This window comes from Frankia umida (assembly GCF_023242945.1).
In the GTDB taxonomy this organism is placed as follows: Bacteria; Actinomycetota; Actinomycetes; order Frankiales; family Frankiaceae; genus Frankia; species Frankia umida.
Window position 1 is genome coordinate 15406 of sequence record NZ_JALKFT010000023.1, and the last position, 15930, is coordinate 31335.

At 69.3% G+C, this 15930-nt stretch carries 16 protein-coding genes and 1 pseudogene; 7 read left to right on the top strand and 10 right to left on the bottom strand.

Annotation, left to right across the window (positions count from 1 at the left end; genetic code table 11):
- Nucleotides 1–8 precede the first annotated feature (8 nt).
- Nucleotides 9–677, top strand: a complete 669-nt coding sequence (locus MXD59_RS19245) for a PaaI family thioesterase (RefSeq protein WP_283097164.1) — start codon at nt 9–11, stop codon at nt 675–677.
- A 49-nt stretch (nt 678–726) separates the two neighbouring features.
- On the opposite strand, the gene MXD59_RS19250 is transcribed toward MXD59_RS19245, so the two are convergent.
- The 3 genes from MXD59_RS19250 to MXD59_RS19260 all read right to left on the bottom strand — a co-directional run bounded on the left by MXD59_RS19250 (nt 727) and on the right by MXD59_RS19260 (nt 3740).
- Nucleotides 727–1443 carry a TetR/AcrR family transcriptional regulator gene (locus tag MXD59_RS19250; RefSeq protein WP_248826056.1) on the bottom strand — a complete coding sequence of 239 codons (717 nt, stop codon included), beginning with the start codon at nt 1441–1443 and terminating at the stop codon, nt 727–729.
- A 175-nt stretch (nt 1444–1618) separates the two neighbouring features.
- Nucleotides 1619–2845, bottom strand: coding sequence for an acetyl-CoA C-acetyltransferase (locus MXD59_RS19255; RefSeq protein WP_248826057.1), 1227 nt, complete (start codon nt 2843–2845; stop codon nt 1619–1621).
- A gap of 1 nt (nt 2846) precedes the next feature.
- Nucleotides 2847–3740 carry an SDR family oxidoreductase gene (locus tag MXD59_RS19260; RefSeq protein WP_248814845.1) on the bottom strand — a complete coding sequence of 298 codons (894 nt, stop codon included), beginning with the start codon at nt 3738–3740 and terminating at the stop codon, nt 2847–2849.
- A 55-nt stretch (nt 3741–3795) separates the two neighbouring features.
- Here MXD59_RS19260 and MXD59_RS19265 point away from each other — a divergent pair, with 55 nt between their 5' ends.
- A complete protein-coding gene (locus MXD59_RS19265; protein ID WP_248814846.1) occupies nt 3796–5091 on the top strand; it encodes an acyl-CoA dehydrogenase family protein in 1296 nt (431 codons plus the stop codon).
- 98 nt (nt 5092–5189) lie between these two features.
- On the opposite strand, the gene MXD59_RS19270 is transcribed toward MXD59_RS19265, so the two are convergent.
- On the bottom strand, nt 5190–6197 hold the full coding sequence (locus tag MXD59_RS19270) for a phosphotransferase family protein (RefSeq protein ID WP_248826058.1): 1008 nt from the start codon (nt 6195–6197) through the stop codon (nt 5190–5192).
- Nucleotides 6198–6233: 36 nt separating this feature from the next.
- Between MXD59_RS19270 and MXD59_RS19275 the strand changes: the two genes are divergently transcribed.
- Together MXD59_RS19275 and MXD59_RS19280 are read left to right on the top strand one after the other, a co-directional pair.
- Nucleotides 6234–7019 (top strand): SDR family NAD(P)-dependent oxidoreductase, encoded by a 786-nt coding sequence (locus MXD59_RS19275; protein WP_248826059.1) that lies wholly within the window; start codon nt 6234–6236, stop codon nt 7017–7019.
- A gap of 335 nt (nt 7020–7354) precedes the next feature.
- Nucleotides 7355–7528, top strand: a pseudogene (locus MXD59_RS19280) (thiolase C-terminal domain-containing protein); the annotation flags it as partial.
- Nucleotides 7529–7547: 19 nt separating this feature from the next.
- Here the strand turns inward: MXD59_RS19280 and MXD59_RS19285 are convergent.
- Complete coding sequence (locus MXD59_RS19285) at nt 7548–8531, bottom strand: helix-turn-helix domain-containing protein (RefSeq protein WP_248826060.1); 984 nt, start codon at nt 8529–8531, stop codon at nt 7548–7550.
- A gap of 231 nt (nt 8532–8762) precedes the next feature.
- Here MXD59_RS19285 and MXD59_RS19290 point away from each other — a divergent pair, with 231 nt between their 5' ends.
- A complete protein-coding gene (locus MXD59_RS19290) occupies nt 8763–9704 on the top strand; it encodes an alpha/beta hydrolase (protein ID WP_248826061.1) in 942 nt (313 codons plus the stop codon).
- 1059 nt (nt 9705–10763) lie between these two features.
- Nucleotides 10764–12431: a GGDEF domain-containing protein gene (locus tag MXD59_RS19295; protein WP_248826062.1), complete on the top strand. Its 1668-nt coding sequence runs from the start codon at nt 10764–10766 to the stop codon at nt 12429–12431.
- Between the two features lie 41 nt (nt 12432–12472).
- Here MXD59_RS19295 and MXD59_RS19300 read toward each other — a convergent pair whose 3' ends face one another.
- From MXD59_RS19300 to MXD59_RS27800, 3 genes are read right to left on the bottom strand one after another with little or no spacing between them, the layout of a single operon-like run.
- Nucleotides 12473–12679: a hypothetical protein gene (locus MXD59_RS19300; protein WP_248826063.1), complete on the bottom strand. Its 207-nt coding sequence runs from the start codon at nt 12677–12679 to the stop codon at nt 12473–12475.
- Nucleotides 12676–13341, bottom strand: coding sequence for an NAD(P)/FAD-dependent oxidoreductase (locus MXD59_RS27795; protein WP_248826064.1), 666 nt, complete (start codon nt 13339–13341; stop codon nt 12676–12678). The genes MXD59_RS19300 and MXD59_RS27795 overlap by 4 nt, the downstream gene beginning before the upstream one ends.
- An 8-nt stretch (nt 13342–13349) precedes the next feature.
- Nucleotides 13350–14171 (bottom strand): flavin-containing monooxygenase, encoded by an 822-nt coding sequence (locus tag MXD59_RS27800; RefSeq protein WP_248826065.1) that lies wholly within the window; start codon nt 14169–14171, stop codon nt 13350–13352.
- Between the two features lie 247 nt (nt 14172–14418).
- Between MXD59_RS27800 and MXD59_RS19315 the strand changes: the two genes are divergently transcribed.
- On the top strand, nt 14419–14658 hold the full coding sequence (locus tag MXD59_RS19315) for a helix-turn-helix domain-containing protein (protein ID WP_248826066.1): 240 nt from the start codon (nt 14419–14421) through the stop codon (nt 14656–14658).
- Between the two features lie 272 nt (nt 14659–14930).
- Here the strand turns inward: MXD59_RS19315 and MXD59_RS19320 are convergent, their stop codons facing one another.
- A complete protein-coding gene (locus MXD59_RS19320) occupies nt 14931–15356 on the bottom strand; it encodes a universal stress protein (protein WP_248814854.1) in 426 nt (141 codons plus the stop codon).
- A gap of 10 nt (nt 15357–15366) precedes the next feature.
- A complete protein-coding gene (locus MXD59_RS19325) occupies nt 15367–15654 on the bottom strand; it encodes a hotdog family protein (protein ID WP_248826067.1) in 288 nt (95 codons plus the stop codon).
- Nucleotides 15655–15930 lie beyond the last annotated feature (276 nt).

Genomic DNA, 15930 nt, shown 5'->3' on the forward strand with positions numbered 1-15930 from the left:
CCTCGCGGATGTGCGGACCGGGCGAGACCGCCGTGCGCACATCGATTCTGGCGACCTGGTCCGACATGATGACAGGATCGCTCGCAGTGGTCCTTATGGGGCCGCAGATCCCGATCACTCTGGACCTGCAGGTGGATGTCATCGAGCCAGCGGGGCCCGGTGACGTGATCAGCCTCGAGGGCACGGTTCTCAAACGCGGCCGCTCTGTTCTGGTATGCGAAACCCTGTTGCGGCGGGTGAACAGCTCCGCCGTCCTGGCGATCGCCCACACGACCTTCATGGCCTCACCGGATCCCCGGCACGTCTTTCCTGACGGGTTCCGGCCACGGGTGCCGGATCCCGTCGGGCACCTGCCGGTGCCGTTCGCCGAGCGCGTCGGGTGCACGGTGGTGGAACCAGGAACCGCCGAAGTGGCCCGGCGGACCGGTGGGCTGAACGCCGCCGGGGCGATCCAGGGCGGCGTGATCGCGCTGGCTGCCGAGGAGGCCGCCTTCTCGCTGGCCGGTGACGCGGGCTACCACGAGTCCCTCGGTATCCGGTACCTGCGTCCGTTCTCGGTCGGGCCGGCGCGTGCTGTCGCCCGACCGCGAGGCCGGGTCTGCCAGGTCCGTCTGCATGACATCGGCACCGGCAAGCTTGGCGCTGTCGCCACCATCCGCTCCCGGCCGCTGCTCTGACAGTTGTGTTTCCGGCCGGTCCAGCCCGATTCCGTCGGCGCGGACCGGCCTAGGATCGCGGCGGTTCCGGCCTGACGCCGAGCGCGTTCGCCCACAGTATGGTCAGCTGTTCGACAGCTTCGTCGAAATCGTAGTCCCGAAAGTTCTGGACCAGCCAGAGCTCGGCGAATCTCGCGGTCATCGCGCCCAGGGCGTCCGCGGCGAACGACGGGTCAAGTCGGTGATCCGCAGCACCTTCTTTCTGCATCCTGATGATTGCCCGCTCGGCCCGCGTGACGTAATGCTTCATGGTGGCCATGCGAGCCTCGTTCACGGGCGGGTCGTACCGCGACACCTGCTCGATCACCCCGATGATCGCCGCCTCGTCCCGATAACGCTCGAGGTAGCGGCGGTTGGATCGTCGAATCCGCTCCCAGACCGAATCACTGCCGGCTGCCGAGTGCTCTGTCGGCGCGGTAAGCAGCTCCTCCTGGGCGCGGGCGACCTCGCGGAAGATCTCCTCCTTGGAGTCGAAGTAGTGATAGAAGGTGCCCAGCGCGATCTTGGCTGTCTGGGCGATGTCGGCGATCCGTGCTTCCAGGAACCCGTCCCGCTCAAAGACCGTTTTTGCCGCGTCGATCAGACGGGCCCGGGTTCGTATCCCCTTCGCGGACAACGGGCGCACCGAGGCGGCCTGCCGTGGATCCCCCACCTTCGCCGGTGGACCGGCTGTCTCCGGCGAATCGGAGGCCTGCGAATCCTGGGGCTGCGGTACCGCTGGGGTCACCGTCGCCTCGCCCTGTCCGGGAGCCGGGACGCCGGCGTTGGTAGCATGTGCAAAGCGCACTGCCTCACTTTGCGAAGTCGATGTCAGTTTCGGTTCTCCACTCTACCGGCTCGTTCACAGCGACGGGCTCGCATCGTGCTGGAAGATCGCGGTGGGCATCGGTGTCGTCCGCTGATCACACGCGTTCAAGGATCGTGGCGGTGCCCATGCCGCCGCCGGTGCACATGGTGACCAGGCCGATGGTGCGGTCCTGGCGCTCCAGCTCGTCGAGCACGGTACCGAGCAGCATCGCACCGGTCGCGCCGATCGGGTGGCCCAGCGCGATGGCACCGCCGTTCACGTTCACCCGCTCCGGATCGAGCTCGAGATCGGTGATCGTCGTCAGAGCGACGGCGGCGAACGCCTCGTTGACCTCCCAGAGATCGACATCCGCGACCGTCATCCCGGCCCTGTCGAGGCAGCGCCGGGCGGCGGGCGCCGGCGCGGTGAGCATGATCACCGGTTCTGAACCGACGGCCGCGGTGGCGCGGACACGGGCCCGCGGGGTGACGCCGTTCGCCCTCAGCCAGCGCTGCGAGGCGACCACGACCGCGGCGGCACCGTCGACGACTCCGGAGGAGTTGCCGCCATGGTGGACATGGTCGATGTGGTCGACCCGCGGGTAGCGGGACAGCGCGAGTTCGTCATAGCTGAGCGGCCCGTCGTCCGGCCGGGCGGCACCGACGGCGGTGAATGCCGGACGCAGTCCGGCGAGCCGCTCGACGGTCGTTCCGGGGCGGGGGTGCTCGTCCTGCCTGAGCAGGACGTCACCGGTGGGCCCGGTGACCGGGATGATGCTGGCGGCGAACCGGCCCTGCGCGATGGCCGCGGCGGCCCGGTCCTGGCTGCGCACGGCGAACGCGTCGACGTCCGTGCGGTCGAGCCCGGCCAGAGTGGCGATGAGGTCCGCCGAGACGCCCTGGGGAACGGTGGGGTACAGCTCGCGCAGCGCCGGATTGTGGCCGTCGATGGTGACGGAGCCGGCGGTGAGGTCCCAGCGTGACATCGACTCCACGCCGCCGGCGACGACCAGGTCCTGGGCCCCGCTGGCCACGCCGGTCGCGGCGACGGTGACGGCCTGCTGGCCCGACCCGCAGAAACGGCTCAGTGTCAGCCCGGGCACCGTCCGCGGCCAGCCGGCGAGCAGGGCCGACAGCCGGCCGATGCAGTCACCGTGGTCACCGGCGAGGATGCCGTTGCCGACGACGACGTCCTCGACCTCGGCCGGGTCGAAACCGACCCGGCTGGCCAGCGCGCGCAGACACTGCGCCAGTAGTTCCTGCGGATGCACGTCGTGCAGTGCGCCGTCGGGCCGGCCCTTGCCGCGAGGGGTCCGCACGGCGTCGACGATCCAGGCGTCCACGTCAGCTCACCTCGTGGAACAGCGTGCGGGGGCGGGCGTCGGCGAGCAGCCGCCGGACCGCCTCACCGACCTCGCCCGGCGAGGTGACGGGATCCACGCCGGGTCCCCGGTGCCAGCCCTCGGCGACCGCCAGCACGAGTCCCGATGCCTCGATCACCTGGCCGGACACGTCGTGGGAGTCGGCCGACGCCAGCCAGGTGATCACGGGTGCGACGGCGGCTGGCGCGAACGCCGCGCGTACCTCGTCGGTGATCTGCAGGTTCTCGGTCAGCCGGGTCAGCGCGCCGGGAGCGATGGCGTTGACGGTGACGCCGTACCGGCCGAGTTCCTGGGCCGCGATCTGGGTGAGCGCGGCGATGCCGGCCTTGGCCGCGCCGTAGTTGGACTGCCCGGGGTTGGCGTAGAGACCGGACACGGAGGTCGTGTTGATGATGCGGGCGTCGTTGGTCACGCCGGACTTGGCGCGCTCGCGCCAGTAGGCGGCGGCATGCCGGCTCGGGGCGAACGTGCCCTTGAGGTGCACGCGGATCACCGCGTCCCACTCGTCCTCCGACATCGAGAACAGCATCCGGTCACGCAGGATCCCCGCGTTGTTCACGAGGACGTCGAGGCCACCGAAGCTGTCGATCGCCTGCCGCACGAGGCTGGCGGCGCCATCCCAGCTGCTGATGTCGTCCGCGTTGGCGATGGCCGTGCCACCCTTGGCGACGATCTCCTCGACGACCTCGTTCGCCGGACCGCTGCTGCCGCCGGCGCCGTCGCGGGCGCCGCCGAGATCGTTCACGACGACGTTCGCGCCGTGCTCGGCCAACGCGAGGGCGTACTCCCGACCCAGGCCGCGCCCGGCGCCGGTGATGATGCAGGTTCGGCCCTGGCACGTGATGGCTTCACTCATGGTAGACAGTCAATATCGATGTCGATTTCGATGCAAGGGAAGGGGGCGGACGGGCATGGCTTGGGACTTCTCGACTGACCCGGACTACGCCGAGCTTCTGGCCTGGGCGGACGCGTTCGTGCGCGAGGAGTGCGAGCCCCTGGACCTGGTGGTCCGGGAGTCGCACGATCTCGGCGATCCGGTCCGGCAGGCACTCATCCCGCCGCTGCAGGCGGTGGTGCGGGAGAAGGGACTGTGGGCGACGCACCTGGGGCCCGAGCTCGGCGGCCCCGGCTACGGGCAGGTGAGACTGGCCCTGCTCAACGAGATCATCGGGCGATCGGTCTGCGCGCCCATCGTCTTCGGTTCGCAGGCGCCGGACTCCGGAAACAGTGAGATCCTCGCCCGCTTCGGCACGCCGGAACTCAAGGAGCGGTACCTCGTGCCGCTGCTCGACAACCGTATCGTGTCGTCGTTCTCGATGACCGAGCCGCAGGGCGGGGCCGATCCGAAGATCTTCACGACGACGGCGCGGCTCGACGGTGACGAGTGGGTCATCAATGGCGAGAAGTGGTTCACGTCCTACGCGGCCCTCGCCTCCTTCCTGATCGTGATGGCGGTGACCGACCCCGACGCGCCGACCTACCAGCAGCAGTCGATGTTCGTCGTTCCGGCCGGGACGCCCGGCGTGCGTATCCTGCGCAGCGTCGGAATGGGCTATGAGCCGGTCGGCGAGGGTATCGAGGGTTATGTCCGCTATGAGAACGTCCGAGTGCCGGCAGATCACATGCTCGGCCCCCGCGGCGGCGCTTTCATGGTTGCTCAGACCCGACTCGGAGGTGGGCGTATCCATCATGCGATGCGCACCGTCGGCCTGGTACGAAGAATCTTCGACATGATCTGCGAACGCGCCGTGTCCCGCTTCACCCAGGGCGAGGTTCTCGGGGACAAGCAGCTTGTTCGGCAGATGGTCGCCGACTCGTGGATGGAGATCGAGTCCTTCCGGCTGCTGACCCTGCAGACCGCGTGGAAAATCGACAGGTACCAGGACTACAAGGTCGTGCGGGCGGACATCTCGGCCGTCAAGGCGATGATGCAGAAGGTGCTGCACGACGTCAGCGCCCGCGCGCTGCAGCTGCACGGCTCGCTCGGCACGACGCACGAGATGCCCTTCGTCCACTACCTGGTCGAGTCCTTCGTGCTCGGGCTTGCCGACGGGCCGACCGAGGTCCACAAGATCACACTTGCCCGGGAGCTGCTCAAGGGCGTCCCGGCTTCGAAGGATGTGTTCCCCTCGGGGCATCTGCCACGGCTGCGCGCCGAGGCCGAGGCGAAGTTCGCCGATCGTCTCGCCGGCATACCGCGGACCTGATGACCGGCGGTCATCGGCCCGGCCGCGACGCCGCCCGGCCAGGCACGGCGCAGCCGGCCCCCGACCCCGGGCCGCTGGGAGCCCGAGGCCGGCACGTGTCAGAGCGGCTGGTCGAGCAGGGCGGCGGCTCGGGCAAGCAGGCCGGGCAGTACGTCGGCGATCTGTTCGGCCAGCGGGTTCGGGGTCGGCCCCTGTCGCGCGTGCTTGACGATCAGAGACCAGGTGGCGGTGGCCTTGAAACACGCCAGTGCCTGGAACCAGGGCAGCGCGGGTACCTCGCGGTCAAGGTGCCCGGCGTAGGCCTCGGCGAGATCGGCCGGGGTGGGCAGCAGACCCACATAGCGGCTCGGGCGCTGGTAGGTGGCCGGATCGGCGTTGATGAGAAACCAGCCGAGATCCACCCGGGGATCGCCGACCGACCAGATCTCCCAGTCGATGACCGCGGTGACCGTCGGGCCTGTGGCCAGCAGGTTACCGAGACGAAAATCGCCGTGCACGATGGCGGCGCCCATGGCTGCCGGCACGGAGCCAAGAAGTGTCCGCGCGATCCTCGCCCATCCGGGCGCCAGGTTCTCGTCGACGGTTCCCAACGCGCGTGTCCACCGTCGTACCTCGTCGACCAGGCTGATCCGGGGCTCGTCGGCCAGCCCGAGCTCGGCCGGGTCCAGTCGGTGCAGGGTGGCGAGGGCGCGCACGGCGTCCTGGACGCGGTCGGTGAGCACCGCCGGATCGTCCGCCTCGGTCGCGTCCGCCGGGTCGTCGGTGTCGAACAGCGGCTCGACCGAGGTTCCGGGGACGAAGGACATCACGAACAGCGGCGGGACGGCGGGGGGATCCCCGCGGTCCTCCCACAGGACCGTCGGCACGGGGACGTCGGTCGGCGCCAGTCTGCGCAGCAGCAGGGCCTGGCGCAGGACATCGCGGTTACGCACCGGCTTCAGGCCTGGCGGAGCAACCTTGACGACGACCGGACGGGAGGCTCCGTCAACAGTGGCTGTTCCGGTGTAGGACAGGCTGGACGCGCCGCCGGACAGCCGGCGCAGCCCGCCGAGCTCGATGGCCGTGAGTCGGGTCTCCAGTGTGTCGAGGTCGATGTCGATCGCCATCATTTCCTCTCGTTGGGTTGATATCAGGGAGACAACATGTCAGGGCTGTGCGAAGGCAGGACGGCGCTGGTCACCGGGGCAAGCAGAGGTCTCGGAAAAGCCATCGCCCAGCGGCTTGCCGCCGAGGGCGCCACGGTGATCATCACTGCGCGTACCCTGGAACCGGATGAGCGGTATGTAGGTTCCCTGCGGGAGACCGCAGAGGAGATCAAAGCGGCTGGAGGGTCTGCGATCGCCATTCCTTGCGACCTTTCCCAAGATGGCGAACGTGAGCGCTTCTTCGCCGCTGCAGTAGCTCAGGTCGGGTCACCGGATATTTTGGTCAACAATGCTGCTGTGACTTTTCTCCGCACGCTCGAAAAATTCCCCGAACGCCGGGCCAGGCTGATGCTCGAGATGCATGTCATCGCTCCGATGCATCTTATTAGGCTCGCTGTTCCGAGTATGCGGGAGCGTGGTGGTGGCTGGATTCTTAATCTCACCTCCGTCGCTGCCAGGCTGCCCGTCGGACCGCCGTTCTCAACCTTTGACGCGACGGCCGGATTTGGTCTTTACGGTACGGTCAAAGCCGCGCTCGACCGGCTGACCGGGTCCTTCGCGGCCGAGCTCCATCCCGACCGGATCGCGGTGAACGCGGCGGCCCCTTCCAATCCGGTGGCCACCCCGGGGGCCGGGACCCTGGACCTGGCGAAGGAGGAGACCGAGGAGATCGATCTGATCGTCGAGACCGCGCTCGCTCTCTGTACGGCTGACCCCGCCACCACGACCGGCCGGATCGTCCACACGCAGTCCTTTCTCCGGGAGCTCGGGCGCCAGGTCTGACAACCCGGACCGTGTACCTCAGGGCCGGGAGAGTCTGCTACTCCGACGTAGCACACGCCCATCTTTCGACTTCGACGTCGGTTTCAATACTGTTGGAGTGGCGGGTTCGGCGTCAACCCCAGCCCGGCGACGATTGGATGTGCAGCGACCGTGACACCTCCTCTTCGATCACCATGGATCTTCGACTTCGACAACCACCAATTCGACAACCACCAATAGGAGGCGGAAGACGCCTTCACCCGCTGCCAGGATCGGAGCCTGCGCTACCGGGGTGTGCGGTGGGCGGACGTGGACGGCGGGCGCCGTCTGCTGGTCGGCGGGACGACCAGCTCGTGTTCGACTCGGGCGCGACCTGGCGGGACGGCGCGATGCCGGTCAATGTGTCCGGTGGCCTGGAGTCCAAGGGGCATCCTGTGTCGGCGACCGGTATCGCCAACATCTGGGAGGTCTGCCATCACCTGCGTGGTGAGGCCGTCGACCGTCAGATCGAAGGCGCCCGGGCTGGCGTCCGCGCGGCGTGCCACGCGCTCATGGGGTCGTGGTCTGTTGGATTCTGCGGATCGCCAGGGCAAGCTGCAGACGCAGTCGGCCGGCGGGCTCGCGGACGGGCCATCCGAGGGCGGTCTCGGCCTGGGAGAGGCGGGCCTGCAGGGTGGAATGGTGCACGTTCAGGAGCCGGGCGGCGTGGCGCAGGCTGTCGGCGCGGGCCAGAGCATCGAGAGTCGTCAGCATCCAGGTCGTCGTCGCACCGGCGTGTGCCAGCGTCTGAACGTCGGGTACCGGGCCCGCGTCGAGATCGACGGCGCGGACGAGCAGCGCGAGACCGCCCAGCTCGTCGGCGTACACCACGCGCGGTCCCGGGTCCGTGGCGTTGCCTTCGGCGGTCAGCCGCAACGCCAGCCGGGCGCCGTCCCAGGAGGAGGGCAGGTCGGCGATCGGCACCGCGCGGCCGACCCCGGCGCACATCGTGGTGGGCGCCTCGGCGTCATGGGCGATGACGCGCGCGGACCCGTCCCGCAGTGCGACCACGCGGGCCTTGGCAGGTAACCCCAGCCGACAGGCGATGCTCACTCGGTCGGCGGTGGCCACTCGGGAGTCGAGGACAAGCTCCAGCGCGGTGGAGTGGTCGAACATGCCTCGTCCGCCGCTGTGGTCGAGTGCTGCCCGCACGGCGGTCGCGGCGCGTTCCAGCACCACGGCCTGGAGGGTGCTGACGGGTCGGGCCGCCTCGAGCCAGAGCGAGTCGCCCGCCCGGTTGACCGATACGCAGGGCCAGCCAGGATCCGGGTCGCCCGAAGGCGGCTCGGCGCTGCGATCGGGTAAGGCCCGCACGAACACCAGCCGCGTCGGGTCGGACAACCGGACCGGACAGCCGGAGAGCTCCGCCGCGCTGGCCACCACCGTCCGCACGTCGGCCCGCCTGGCCACCATGAGATCAAAATGACTGATCACCTGAACGGCTACGGCCGCCTCGGCATCCAGGTCGGCGAGTCGTACGGCGAGCTCTCTCATCCCACCATGGTGTCGCCACCCCGCTGGACAGACCAGCCCAAGGCCGGCGTGTGATCCGCAGGTCCGCCGGGGCGGACCTGCCTGGCAGCCATGGCGGTTCGGACGCCGCCTGGCGGAGACGACCCGTCGGATGGCGGCTGGTGTCGGACGACGGTGTCTCGCAGACTCCTCCTGACGAGTACGGAGATGGCGGCCTGTCGTGGTCGCGGGCTTCGGCGAAGGAGAGCCACCATGAGCGAGCCGACCCAGGTTCCGGTTCCGACGAGTGTCAGTGAGGTCGCGCGCCAGTTTCTGGCGGTACCGGCGGCTGCTCCGTGGAGCTACCCGGCGCTCGATGACGTGCAGGGCTGGCTGGGTTTCGTCGAGTCGGTGGATTCCACTGTGCGCGAGCGGCTCACCGGCTTCGATTTCCCGGTGGCGGTGGAGGACACCGAGATCGCCGGTGTGCGCGCCTATGTCATCGCCCTGCCGGGTACGGACACTGAGACAACACCGATCTACCTGGACCTGCACGGCGGTGCGCTGATCCTGGGAGGCGGCGAGCTGTGTCGGACGATGAGCTCGGTGACGGCGATGACCAACGGAATGATCACCTGGGGGGTGGACTACCGGATGCCGCCCCTGCATCCCTATCCGGCCGCCCTCGACGACTGTCTCGCGGTGTACCGGGAGGCGCTGAAGCAGCGGGACCCTTCGGAGATCTTCGTGGGCGGCGGTTCCGCGGGTGGAAACCTGGCGGTGGCCCTGCTGGTCCGCGCGCGGCAGGAAGGACTGCCCATGCCCGCGGCCCTGGTGCTGCTGACTCCGGAGGTCGATCTCACCGAGTCGGGAGACACCTTCCACACCAACCGCGAGTTCGACAACGTCCTGAGCAGCCTCCGCGAGGTGAACCTGCTGTACGCGGACGGACACGACCTGTCCGATCCGTTGCTGTCGCCGCTGTTCGCGGATCTCACCGGGTTCCCGCCCACCTTCCTGCAGTCCGGCACCCGTGACCTGTTCCTGTCCAACACCGTGCGACTGCACCGCAGGTTGCGCGCCGTCGGCGTCGACGCCGAACTGCATGTCTTCGAGGCCATGCCACACGGCGGGTTCGGCGGTGCCAGCCCGGAGGATCTCGACCTGAGAGCCGAGATGCGCAGGTTCCTCGACCGCCATCGCGACCCGCGCTGACGTGGGCGCCGTCGATCGGGCGGCCACGCGCGGATGGCCACCCGCTTCGACGAAGGTCAGGACAACGGACGCGGGTTACCCGCGTGAGGCGGTGGCCCGGGGCGTGGTGGGTTGGCTGCTGGGATGAGCGAGGGCGAGGGCGATCAGGGTGCTGAGGGCGGCGGTGCCGGTCGCGTTGGGGTGGTGGGGCGTGCCGGTCGCGTTCGAGCCGTCGATCAAGCGGCCGGTGGCAGGGGCACAGACATCGTGTCCGACGCTGGCGGTGTAGGCGTCGATGAGGGTGACGTGGGAGTCGGTGGCGGCGAGGCGGGAGGTGTTTGACCAGCCGGGTGTCCGCGGTGAGCCCGGCGATCTGGATGGGATGGTCGCCCTGGGGAGTGTTGAGCGGGTTCTGGATGGTCGCGCCACCGTAGGTGACGTCGACGAGGTCGAGGTGAGGCCGGCTGGCGAGCAGGTGGGGGTAGTTCCTGGCGGAGCGCAGGCAAGCCCGTGCTGATGTCAGCGCCGAGGCCGGTGCCGGCGGCGAAGGAGCTGCCCATCGCGACGTAACGGCCCGTGATCGGGGCGGCCGATACGGCGGGTGTGGCGGGTGCACCGGGTGTGACGGTGTTCGTCGCGGCGGCCGGAGCCGGTGAGCCCGGATGCGAGCCGCAGCCGACGGCCGCGAACGTTCCGGTGAGTCCGAGCGCGAGGAACCGGGCCTTCGTTGCTGGACGCATGGGTAGTACCCCGCTAGCCCGCCAGCGCGACGGCGCTGGCATGGTGAGCCGCCCGATCAGTACCTGGCGCCGCGCACCGCTGGTCCGGCCTTCCTCGCCGCCAGCGCCGACAGTGTCTTCGCTCAGGGCATGGCACTCGTCCTCGACGGCGTGGCCAGCCGTTTCTTCGGCCAGCGCTGACCTCGCCGTTGCCCGACGGCGAGCCCGCCACCAGGCAGCGAAACCGCTCACGCAGCGAAGTTCACTGCGTACTGTTGGTGAAACAGGGCATACGGGTAGGAGGCAACGGGCTCGTTCCATGTGGAACGGCCAGTTCGGCCTGGCTGGACGGTGAGACCAGATGAGTGACGGCGCCCCGTCGGGTGTGCTTGCTGGATCGGGTGCGGGCCGCTCGCCCACCGATCGGTTCTTCCGGCGAGCGTCGGCGAGCGTCCTCGTCTTCATGCTCGCGACCCTGCTGGCGGGTGTGGTGCTGCCCGAGCGACCGGGGCTGCTCCTTTTCCGATGCCTGGCCGTGGCGGTCTACGCCGCAGGTACGGCGGTGTGCCTGGTCTGTGCTGCCCGCAACCGCGGGCGGGAGCGCCACTGGCGCCTCCTCAGCGCGGCGATGCTGCTGTTCCTCCTCGCGGTCGCGGTGATAGTGCTGAAGGCGGCGGTCGTCACCGACTCGGGCCTGATCCGGCTGACGCCGGCTTCGCTGTTGTTCCTGCTGCCATGCGCGTTCGGCGTCGCCAGCCTGCTGACCTATCCGACGGAGCCGTTCGACCTCGCGGTCCGCGGTCCCGGGCCCGTCCAAGACGCTCGCTGGTACGTGATCACAATCCTCGACGGCGTCGTGGTGGCAGGGGCGGCCACTCTCGTGGCCTGGGAGACCATCCTGCACCACATGGTCTCGATAGCCGACAGTCACGCGGAATCAATCATCGTGGGCATCGCGGTCAGTGCCACCACCCTGATGCTCACCGTGGTCGTTGTTCTGATCACCACCTTCCGGTACGCGCACCGACAGCTGGTCCTGGGCCTGCTGGGAACGGCCTTCCTGGTGTTCGCGGTGACGATGAACGTCTACCTGTACTCGGCGTCCACTGGCCGGACGGATGTCCCCCGATTAGCCGATCTCGGGGTGATCCTGCCCCCGCTGCTCGTGGGGCTCGCCGCGCTGTCACCTCCCGACAGGTCCACCGGCGACGGTCCCGCGGCGCCGCCCGGGGCCGGCCACCGGGACGACGCGCGGACGGCCTCCCGGCGTCGCTGGTGGCACTCGGCCCTGCCCTACCTGCCCCTCCTCGTCGCCGGCGTGGTCACGATCAGCATGGCGGCCCGACACAGCCTGCACGGGCAGTACGAGATCTGGGCACTGCTGGGACTGCTGGTGGTCGCCCTGATCCGGCAGCTGACCACGATGGCCGACAACATCCGCCTACTGGCCCGGGTTGAGGAGAGTCAACGCCAACTACGTCATCTCGCCTTCCACGATCCGCTGACGGACCTGGCGAACCGGACACTGTTCGCCGACCGGCTCGACCACGCACTCGCCCGATGGCGCCGCCACCCCCACCGCCTGGCAGTGATCTTCTGTGATCTCAACGACTTCAAACAGGTCAACGACGCCCTCGGGCATGCCGCCGGCGACGATCTGCTGCGCGTGACCGCCCGCCGGCTGGCCGAGTCCGTCCGCGCCGACGACACGGTGGCCCGTCTCGGCGGCGACGAGTTCGCGATCCTGCTCGAAGGCGGAACCGAGGACTTCACCGTGATCGGCCGACGGCTCACCGAAGCGGTCCGAACCCCGGTCCGCCTCGCCGACACCACATACAGCGCCGCCGCCAGCTTCGGCCTCGTCATCGTCGAACCCGACAGTGCCCCCGTCTCCGCGCAGGACCTCCTGCATCGTGCCGACCTGGCCATGTACGCCGCCAAGGCCCATGGAGTGACCAGCCTGACGACCTACGGCCCCACGCGCCCATCTCCGCCACCCGCGCCGCGTCCACCCCCGTTGACGACATGACCGCGGCACCGAGGCGGCTGTCCACCGGAGCGCGCGCCGTCCTACCGGTCGGGTGCCGCGCGGAGCTGGTCACCCGACCGGTAGGAGGCCTTCGCGCTGGCAGGGCGCAGGAGCCGTCGCAGAATCCGGACCGACAGGTCGGGGTGGTGGCGGGGCAGCAGACGCACCGCGAGGTCGGTGAGCCTGGCGTTGTGGAGCTGGTGCACGACCCCGAAACGCGCGCGGACCTCGCCCGCGATGGTGGTCACGACGCTGCTCCTGTCCGCTGACGGGAACGGGACGACCGCAGTTCGTCGTCCGCCACCGGCAGGTGCCGCAGGAGCCTGACGTCGCCGAGGTAGTCGAACGAGGTGAGCCAGGGCCTGCGGTCACCCTGCCTGGGCAGCTCGTCGAGGACGCGCTGGATGTAGCCGGCGCCGAAGTCGAGGAACGGGCGGGTCCCCAGGTCCGGGTCGGCGACCACCGGGCAGGCCGTGTCGTAGCCGTGCGCGTCCATGTGCGTCAGCAGCCGGCAGAAGTGCTCGCACAGCAGGCCGATCCTGAGCGTCCAGGAGGAGGTGGTGTAGCCGACCATGTAGGCGAGGTTCGGCACTCCCGACAGCATGAGGCCCTTGTAGGCGACCGTGTTCGACAGCCGCACGGGCTCGCCGTCGACGGTCAGCGGCACACCCCCGAACGCCTGCACGTTCAACCCGGTCGCGGTCACGATGACATCCGCCGCCAGCTCCCGTCCGGAGGCCAGCAGCACGCCGTCCTCGGTGAAGGTGGTGACGCGGTCCGTGACGACCGAGACCGCACCCCGGCTGATCGCCGTGAACAGGTCGCCGCCCGGAGCGAAACACAGCCGCTGGTCCCAGGGGTCGTACGGCGGACCGAAGTGTTCGTCGACCGGATAGCCCGCAGGCAGCATCCTGACGTTCATCCGGCGGATGAGTCGCCGGGCGGCCTTCGGGAACCGTCGGCAGAACCGCCACATCGCCTGCTGGCGAAGGATGTGGAGAGCGCGGGCGAGGGTGTGGGCACGCTTCTCGCCGAACATCCGGCGCAGACGGATGACCAGCGCGTCCCGGGGCGGGGTTGCCAGGATGTAGGTCGGCGTCCGCTGCAGCATGGTGACGTGCGCCGCGATGTCGGCCAGCCCGGAACCAGCGTCACCGCCGTCGCGCCACTGCCGATCACCACGATCCGCCGGCCGGTGACGTCGAGATCGGCCGGCCAGTGCTGGGGGTGGATGATCTGCCCGCGGAAGCGTTCCCGCCCGTCGAAGGGCGGGGTGAAACCCTCGTCGTAGCGGTAGTAGCCGGTGGCGCACAGTAACCAGGAGCAGGTCAGCGCCGAGCGGGCACCGGACTCGGTGTTCACCACCTCGACCGTCCAGCGGGCGTCCGGCGACGACCACGACGCGCTGACGACCTTCGTGTGGTAACGGATGTCGCGCTCGATGCCGAACTCGTGGGCGGTCTCGCGCAGGTAGGCCAGAATCTGCTCGCCGTCGGCGAGAAACCGCTCGCCCCGCCACGGCTTGAACGCATAGCCGAAGGTGTGCAGGTCGGAGTCCGACCGGATGCCCGGGTAGCGGAACAGATCCCAGGTGCCGCCGAGCGCGCCGCGTGCCTCCAGGATCGCGTGGCTGCGCCGCGGATGCTCCCGCCGCAGGTAGTACGCGGCCCCGAGACCGGAGATGCCCGCCCCGACGATGAGGACGTCGAGATGTTCGAGTTGGGCGGCGGCAGACGGCACGCGGGCACCCCCAGGCGAAACTCCAGAACAGGTCAGGCTCAGATGCTGCTACCGCCCGGGGCCGCCCGCCAGGTACATCCTGCACCTGCCTGCTATTCCTGCGGTGCAGGATGCACCATCTCGCCCTAGGCTGAGGTGATGGCGACACCATGCTGGACGCCTACCGATCGGGCCAGAGCGTCGCGCTGCGGCACTGGATCGAGATCGTCTTCTCCCTCACCTCCGACCCGAACGCGCCGCCCGGTTCGTGAGCGGCGCCCTCGGCGATCTGGAGACCGCCGCGCCCGAACTGCGCGAGGCGGTACGCGCCTTCCTCACCACCGGGTGCAACGCCACCGCCGCCGCGGCCCGGCTCTACCTGCATCGCAACACCCTGCTGCGCCGCCTGGCCCGCGCCGAACGGCTGCTACCGACACCGCTGTCCGACAACCTCCTGCCGGTCGGTGTCGCCCTGGAGATCCACCGCTGGCGCGGCACCGCGCCTTGACCTGGCGAGGGCGGGCTGGCCCTCGAGATCCTCGTGAGGTTCGTCCGCAGTTGTGCCCCGGAACGTCGAACCACACCAGCGGCCTCCTGCGGTTCGGTCCCGAGCAGGCGGACCTGGAGGTGAGGAGTGACTGGTGGTTTGGACGGGCTGGCGCGGCGATCTCACGACCGCCGTGGTGGACGTGACGCCCATATGATCATCGACAGGTCGCGGTTGCTGGGACGACCGATCACGCGTGCCGGCATCCCGATGCTGCCGGCGGCGGCATCTCCTCAGTGGGTGTGCGCGATGAGGATGTCGCAGGGCGCGTGATGGGCGACGTCCGCCGCGATGCTGCCCAGGACTCGGGTGACACCTTGGACGCGTTTGTTGCCCACCACGATGATGCTCGCCCCGAGCTCTTCGGCGACCCTGACGAGCACGTCAGCCGGCTTGCCGAACTCCGAGCGAGGAGTGGTGGTCAGGCCGGCGAGGCCGGCCGGGAGATCTTCGATCGCCTGCTGGGCCATCTTCAGCGCGGCATCGCTCGCGGACAGGTCGAGTTCGTCGCCGGGCCGGCCCACCTGTAACCGGTCGGTTGAGCTGAAGGCGCTGACGACGATCAGCTCATGCCCGAGGGCGGAAGCGAGCGCCGCCGCTCTGGCCGCGGCTTTGCTCGCTGTGTCACTTCCATCGACGCCGACAATGATCTTACCCATCTCACACCTCTCATGACCTGCGCGGAAGCGTGACGGTAGCCGTACCCGGCATGACGTTCTGTCCGCGCTGGCTGGTTGCCCAAGTCCCGATTTCGACGACGCTATCGCCGTTCTGGTCGAAGTGCTTGCCGGTCACTCGTTCACGCAGCCGGACGACGTCAGAAAGGTGGACGTGGAAGCGGTACTGCCCGTGGACGTGCTGGAGGGTGCCGGCGTCGCCCCTCCAGTTCGTGAGCGACCAGACCTGCCAGCGCGCCCGCTGGACGCCGAGGTCGTACCCGATCTGGGCGCCCTGCAAGCGCGCGTCGTAGTCCGTTGTAGTGGACGGCGTACACGGGCTCGAGGGCGCGGGTGCCGGGGTCGCGGAAGGTCCACCTCGGGTGCTTCGGACAGTGCTCGAGCGCGGCGCAGTGTGCCGCGAGCCGTGGGGGGTGCCGCGCCGGAGGTCAGGAAGGCAGGCTCGCCTGAAGCTGACTTACGATCATGAAACCAAGACGATCACGGCCGAAGTCGCATCAAGGTCCTTCGTCGACACAGGAGAGTGCTCGGCGCAGGTCGGCGGTGGACGGGGGCA